Source organism: Xanthomonas sp. SHU 199 (genome assembly GCF_000364665.1).
Lineage (GTDB): Bacteria > Pseudomonadota > Gammaproteobacteria > Xanthomonadales > Xanthomonadaceae > Xanthomonas_A > Xanthomonas_A sontii.
The window spans coordinates 1-5,882 of sequence record NZ_AQOI01000128.1; the positions used below are offsets into that span (position 1 = coordinate 1).

A 5,882-nucleotide genomic window follows, 5' to 3' on the forward strand; every position below is an offset into this window, starting at 1 on the left:
CCCGCGGCCAGTGCGGTCCCCGGCACGCCCGCCGCCCCGCCGGCACCGCCCGCACCACCCACCGGCCCGAACACGCCGGCGGCGGCATCCCCCATACCCAGCGCGACACCAGTAGCGCCGCACCCCACCGCGCCCACCGGCAACCAGGCACCCAAGACCGAACCGCAGTCACAGCCACAGCGCTAAGGCGTATTCGTCCAATCGCAACACCAGGGCGCCTCTCAACACCGGGAGTCCGGTGGACGCACACCGCGCGTCATCAATGCATGCAGGTGCCTCGCTCAGGACCATGGCGGGGACCGGAGGCGTCCGTCAGCCGCTGCATCTCGCTCCAAGACATCTGCGAGCAGCGCGCGAGGCGCAGCTCTCGCAAATCCCCATTCCCGAATCCTCAATCCCAGCCCGATTGCCCACCCACCAGCGCCTCGCTACAGTGGCGCCATGCCCAGCCTGATCCTGTTGATGATCGCCGGCGCCGCGGTGTTCGCGTTCTGGAACGCCTCGCGTGCGGCCGCCGAACGCGCCGAAATCCTCGGCCGCAACGCCTGCAAGGCCGCCGACGTGCAGTGGCTGGACCAGAGCGTGCACGGCACCGGCCTGCGCCTGCGGCGCCTGCCCAACGGCTGGCTCGGCTTCGAGCGCAGTTTCCGCTTCGACTATTCCTACGATGGCACCGACCGCCACAGCGGACGCCTGGTGCTGCTCGGCGATCAGCTGATCGCGTTCACCGGGCCGTCGGTCGCCAGCGTGAGCAGCCTGCAGGAAGCCCGCGCGCAGCGCGACTGAGCCGTGCACCACGGCCGCGCGCCGATACCGATGGCGTGCGGCGTGTCGGGCGACAGCGAAGCTGAGTGCGCGGGCGATGCGCATGCCACCTGCAATGGACGGCGAATGCAGGAGCGGCTTCAGCCGCGATGGGCGTTACCGGTAAGCCCGCCGCGGATGAAGCCGCTCCTGCGACGGAACAACGCGGCGCGCGGCGCGCGCGCACCGGAAACGCCAACGCTTGGATGGGTGAAGCGCGGCCACCGAGGCCGCGCATCGGCTACTTGACCACGCGCAGGCGCGGCCGCTTGCCGGCATCGTCGGAACCGCCCGGCCGCGGCGGTGGCGGGGTGTCGTCGCCCGGCGGCTCGCTGGCGCCGTGGATGTCGTCCGGCAGCGCCATGCCCTGCCCGGTTTCGCGTGCATAGACCGCCAGCACTGCGGACATCGGCACCTGCACCGGGTAGCTGACGCCACCGAAGCGGGCGGTGAAGCTGACCCCGTCGTTGTCGATCTGCAGACGCACCACGGCGCGCTCGGCGATGTTCAGCACCACCCGCCCGTCCTTGACCGCGCTCGGCGGCACCTGCACGCCGGGCAGACCCGCATCCACCAGGATGTGCGGGGTCATGCCGTTGTCGTTGATCCATTCCACCAGCGCCCGCAGCAGGTACGGGCGATGGCTGGTCATGCGGGAAGTGTCGTCGCTCATGCGCCCATTCTACGTGCCGGCGCGCAATGCCGGTACAGCTCGGAAGACAATGGAGACGGCGCGGCGGACAGCATCATGCCGGCAGGTCGCGCAGTTTCTTTTCCTGATCGGTCAGGCTGCGGATGAACCCCGGATTGCGGAAGATGCGGTTGCCGTAATCCTCGATCGCCTTGCCGTCCTTCGGCAGCGGGATGTCCAGCGCCTGCAGGCGCCAGATGATCGGCGCCATCGCGCAGTCGGCCAGGCTCATCTCCGGATTGAGGAAGAACTTGCTGGCCTTGAACAGCGGCACCGAGGCGGTCAGCAGCTCCTTCAGCCGCTTGCGCCCGGCTTCGGCCTGGGCCTTGTTGCCGAGCTGGATCGCCTGCACCTGCGGCACCCAGTCGTGCTCGATGCGCAGCATCGCCAGGCGCAGGCGCGCGCGCGAAAGCGGATCGACCGGCATCAGCGGCGGATGCGGATAGCGCTCGTCCAGGTACTCGCTGACCACCGAGGCGGCGTACAGCACCAGCTCGCGCTCGACCAGGGTCGGCACCGAGTGGTAGGGATTCAGGTCGATCAGGTCTTCCGGCGGATTCTGCGGATCCACCGCCACGAAATCGTAGGTCACGCCCTTGGCCGCGAGCACCAGGCGGACGCGGTGGCACAGGACATCATCCGTGGAGGAAAACAACGTCAAGGTATTTCGCATGCGCAAACTCGCCGCCATTCAAGGCTCTCCGACGGCCGGAATCCGCCGGCCGCATCGACGCCGCCCGCACATTGCGGACGGTCGTCACGGCCCCTGAGTGTGCAACCCTCGCTCACAAAAGCCAATAGGATGAACAGGGGATCGGCTCAGCAACGGTGCAGCCGGGACGCGGCCGAAACGGCCGCGACTCAATGCACGTCCTTCCAGTATTCCTTCTTCAGCAGATAGGCCAGGAAGGTCAGCAGCGCCAGGAACAGCACCACCCACACGCCCAGGTTCTGCCGCTTCAGCGCCGCCGGCTCGCCGGCGTATTCGAGGAAATTGCTGATGTCGCGCACCGTCTGGTCGAACTCGACCGGGCTCTGCTTGCCCGGCGTCGCCAGTTGCAGCCGCTCCACCGGCTTGTCCACGCCCGGCTGCTCGGCCTTGCCGTAGACCGGCTGCTGCAGGCCCTGCAGGTCCCACAGCGGATTGGGCATGGAGGCGTTGGCGAACAGCTTGTTGTTCCAGCCCAGCGGCCGCGACTGGTCGAGATAGAACGACTTGAGGTAGGTGTAGACCCAGTCGGTGCCGCGCACGCGGGCGATCAGGCTCAGGTCCGGCGGCGCCTTGCCGAACCATTTGGTCGCCGCATCGTGCGGCATCGCCGTCTCGATGTGTTCGCCGATCTTGGCCCCGGTGAAGTTGAGGTTGTGCATCACCTCGTCCTCGCTCAGGCCCAGATCCTCGGCCATGCGCTGGTAGCGCAGGTACTTCAGCGAATGACAGCCGGAACAGTAGTTCATGAACAGCTTGGCGCCGCGCTGCAGCGAGGCGCGGTCGCCCAGGTCGTTGCCGGCCTGCAGGGTGGCGGCACCCTCGGCGGCCATGGCCGAGGCGGACAGCAGCAAGGCCGACGCGACGCCGGCGAGCACAGCGATCAGGCGCTTAGTCATGGCTGCTCACCCGCTCCGGCACCGGCTTGGTTCGATCCAGCGAGGTCCATATCGGCATCGTCAGGAAAAAGGCGAAATACAGCACGGTCAGCACGCGGCCGATGTAGGTCTCGATGATCTCGGTGCCGGGGCCGGAACCGATCACGCCGAGCCAGACGAAGCACACCGCAAGAATCCCCAGCATCACCCGCGAGATCCAGCCGCGGTAGCGGATCGACTTGACCTTGGCGCGATCCAGCCACGGCACCAGGAACAGGATCGCGATGGCCGAGAACATCACCAGCACGCCGCCGAGCTTGTTCGGCACCACCCGCAACATCGCGTAGTACGGGGTGTAGTACCAGACCGGCTTGATGTGCTCCGGCGTCACCAGGCGGTTGGCCTCGGTGAAGTTGTCGTGCTCCAGGAACAGGCCGCCGAAGCCGGGCGCGAAGAAGATGATGAAAGCGCCGATCATCAGCAGGAAACCGACGCCGACCAGGTCCTTGACCGTGTAGTACGGATGGAACGGGATGCCGTCGGCCGGCTTGTTCGGGCTCCAGCGATTGCCCTTGGGCCCCTTCTTGATCTCCACGCCGTCGGGATTGTTGGAACCGACCTCGTGCAGCGCCCCCAGATGCAACACCACCAGCAGCAGCAGCACCAGCGGCAGGGCGATCACGTGCAGGGCGAAGAAGCGGTTGAGGGTGGCATCGGACGGCAGGTAATCGCCCATGATCCACTCGGTCAGGCCGTTGCCGATCACCGGGATCGCGCCGAACAGCGAGATGATCACCTTGGCGCCCCAGAACGACATCTGCCCCCAGGGCAACACGTAGCCCATGAAGGCTTCGGCCATCAGCACCAGGTAGATCAGCATGCCCAGGATCCACACCAGCTCGCGCGGCTTCTTGTAGCTGCCGTACATCAGCCCGCGGAACATGTGCAGGTACACCACGATGAAGAACAGCGAGGCGCCGGTGGAGTGCATGTAGCGGATCAGCCAGCCCCACTCGACGTCGCGCATGATGTACTCGACCGAGTTGAACGCCTCGGCCGCGCTGGTCTTGTAGTGCATCGTCAGGAAGATGCCGGTGACGATCTGGTTGACCAGCACCACCATCGCCAGCGAGCCGAAGTAGTACCAGAGGTTGAAGTTCTTCGGCGCGTAGTACTCGGTGACGTGCTTGCGGTAGAACGGCATCAGCCCGGGAGCGCGCTCGTTGACCCAGTCGAACACGTTGCCCGCGGTGCGGGTGAGGATGTTGTCGGCCATGACTTACGCCCCTCCCTTCGCGGACGCGCTCGGGTCCACGCCGATCACCAGCGTGTTGTCGTCCTGGTAGTGGTGCGGCGGCACCAGCAGGTTGATCGGCGCCGGCACGCCCTGGAACACGCGGCCGGACATGTCGAAGCGCGACTTGTGGCAGGGGCAGAAATAGCCGCCCTTCCAGTCGGGGTCGTAGGGTTCGGGGCGGATCTCGGCGACCATTTCCGGCGAGCAGCCCAGATGAGTGCACAGGCCGACCAGCACCGAGACATCGGGCTTGATCGAGCGGTACTCCGGATTCTTCAGCACGTAGTCCGGCTGCTGATCCTTGTTGGTGGACTCCGGATCCTTGAGCCGGCTGTCCAGCGACGGCAACGCATCGAGCATCGCCTTGGAGCGCTTGACGATCCAGATCGGCTGGCCGCGCCATTCCAGGATCAGGCGCTGCCCTTCCTGCAGGGCGCTGATGTCGGCGGTGACCGGCGCGCCGGCCAGCTTGGCCTTTGCGCTCGGATTCCAGGACTTGATGAAAGGAACCGCGACGAACCCCGCACCGACCGCGCCCACGACGGACGTGGTGGCGGTGAGAAAGCGGCGGCGTCCTACATTTACAGAATCGTTGACCCCATCGTTGGCCATCCGGCACTCCGATCTGTGATTGGGTAGCGTGAGGCTGCCAGCAGCTCGGTGGGGGTCGAGCCGCACTGAATCCACTGCAGTGTAGCGGAACCCTTAACGCGCCGACAATGGACGCGCAACGCCTCCTGCCGGGTCGCGACGACGGCTCAATGCGCGGTCGCCAGCACGCCGCGGTAGCGCTCGGCGAGCACGCCCACCCGCTGCACGTAGCGTTGGGTCTCGCTGTACGGCGGGATCCCGCCGTGTTTGTCTACCGCGCCCTCGCCGGCGTTGTAGCCGGCCGCGGCCAGGCTGAGGTTGCCGTTGAAGCGCTTCAGCAGCCACGCCAGGTACTGCACGCCGCCGCGAATGTTTTGCGCTGCATCAAACGAATCGCTGACGCCGAAGCGGCGCGCGGTCGGCGGCATCAGCTGCATCAGCCCCTGCGCACCGGCGCGGCTGAGGGCCGTCGGGTTGTAGGCGGACTCGGCGTGGATGATGGCGCGCACCACCGCTTCGTCGACACCGTACTCGCGCGCGGCGGCGGCGATCTCGCTCTGGTAGGCGGTGGTGTTCAGGCGCACCGCACCGAAGTTGACCCCCGGATTGGCGCAGGCGTAGCAGGTTTCCATGAAGCTGTAGCGGATCGTGCGCACCGCGCCGAGATTGGCGACCTGGGTCGGACGCGCACTGGTGTAGTGGCGCACGCCGTCCTTCATGTACGAATACAGCTGACCGCTGACCAGACGCCGCGGCGCGCCACTGCTGCTGGGCGACACCGGGGCGACCCGGTTGGGCACGGCGTTGGCGGTCACCGGGGCCGGGGCGGCGACCGGCGCGCTGATCAGGGTGGCCGGCGCCACGGTGCCGGCGCTGGCGATAACGCCGCGCCTGGGCGGCCGCTCGGTGCTA

7 protein-coding genes are annotated in these 5,882 nt (G+C 67.1%); 1 reads left to right on the top strand and 6 read right to left on the bottom strand.

Features of this window, described 5'->3' with window-relative positions:
- The first annotated feature begins 441 nt into the window (after positions 1–441).
- Positions 442–786, top strand: coding sequence for a DUF3301 domain-containing protein (locus D183_RS0105990; protein ID WP_017908204.1), 345 nt, complete (start codon positions 442–444; stop codon positions 784–786).
- Positions 787–1,045: 259 nt separating this feature from the next.
- Here the strand turns inward: D183_RS0105990 and D183_RS0105995 are convergent, their stop codons facing one another.
- From D183_RS0105995 to D183_RS0106020, 6 genes are all read right to left on the bottom strand, one after another.
- Complete coding sequence (locus D183_RS0105995; RefSeq protein WP_017908205.1) at positions 1,046–1,477, bottom strand: ClpXP protease specificity-enhancing factor; 432 nt, start codon at positions 1,475–1,477, stop codon at positions 1,046–1,048.
- 73 nt (positions 1,478–1,550) lie between these two features.
- On the bottom strand, positions 1,551–2,186 hold the full coding sequence (locus D183_RS0106000; RefSeq protein WP_010342124.1) for a glutathione S-transferase N-terminal domain-containing protein: 636 nt from the start codon (positions 2,184–2,186) through the stop codon (positions 1,551–1,553).
- Between the two features lie 170 nt (positions 2,187–2,356).
- Positions 2,357–3,103, bottom strand: coding sequence for a cytochrome c1 (locus tag D183_RS0106005; protein WP_026144236.1), 747 nt, complete (start codon positions 3,101–3,103; stop codon positions 2,357–2,359).
- Positions 3,096–4,358 carry a cytochrome b gene (locus D183_RS0106010; RefSeq protein WP_017908207.1) on the bottom strand — a complete coding sequence of 421 codons (1,263 nt, stop codon included), beginning with the start codon at positions 4,356–4,358 and terminating at the stop codon, positions 3,096–3,098. Before D183_RS0106010 ends, D183_RS0106005 begins: the two co-directional genes overlap by 8 nt.
- Before the next feature lie 3 nt (positions 4,359–4,361).
- Entirely contained in the window at positions 4,362–4,991 is a 630-nt protein-coding gene (gene petA, locus D183_RS0106015; RefSeq protein WP_026143542.1) for a ubiquinol-cytochrome c reductase iron-sulfur subunit, read from the bottom strand.
- A 146-nt stretch (positions 4,992–5,137) separates the two neighbouring features.
- Positions 5,138–5,882: lytic transglycosylase domain-containing protein (locus D183_RS0106020; protein ID WP_017908209.1), on the bottom strand; the 745-nt coding region annotated here is incomplete at its 5' end.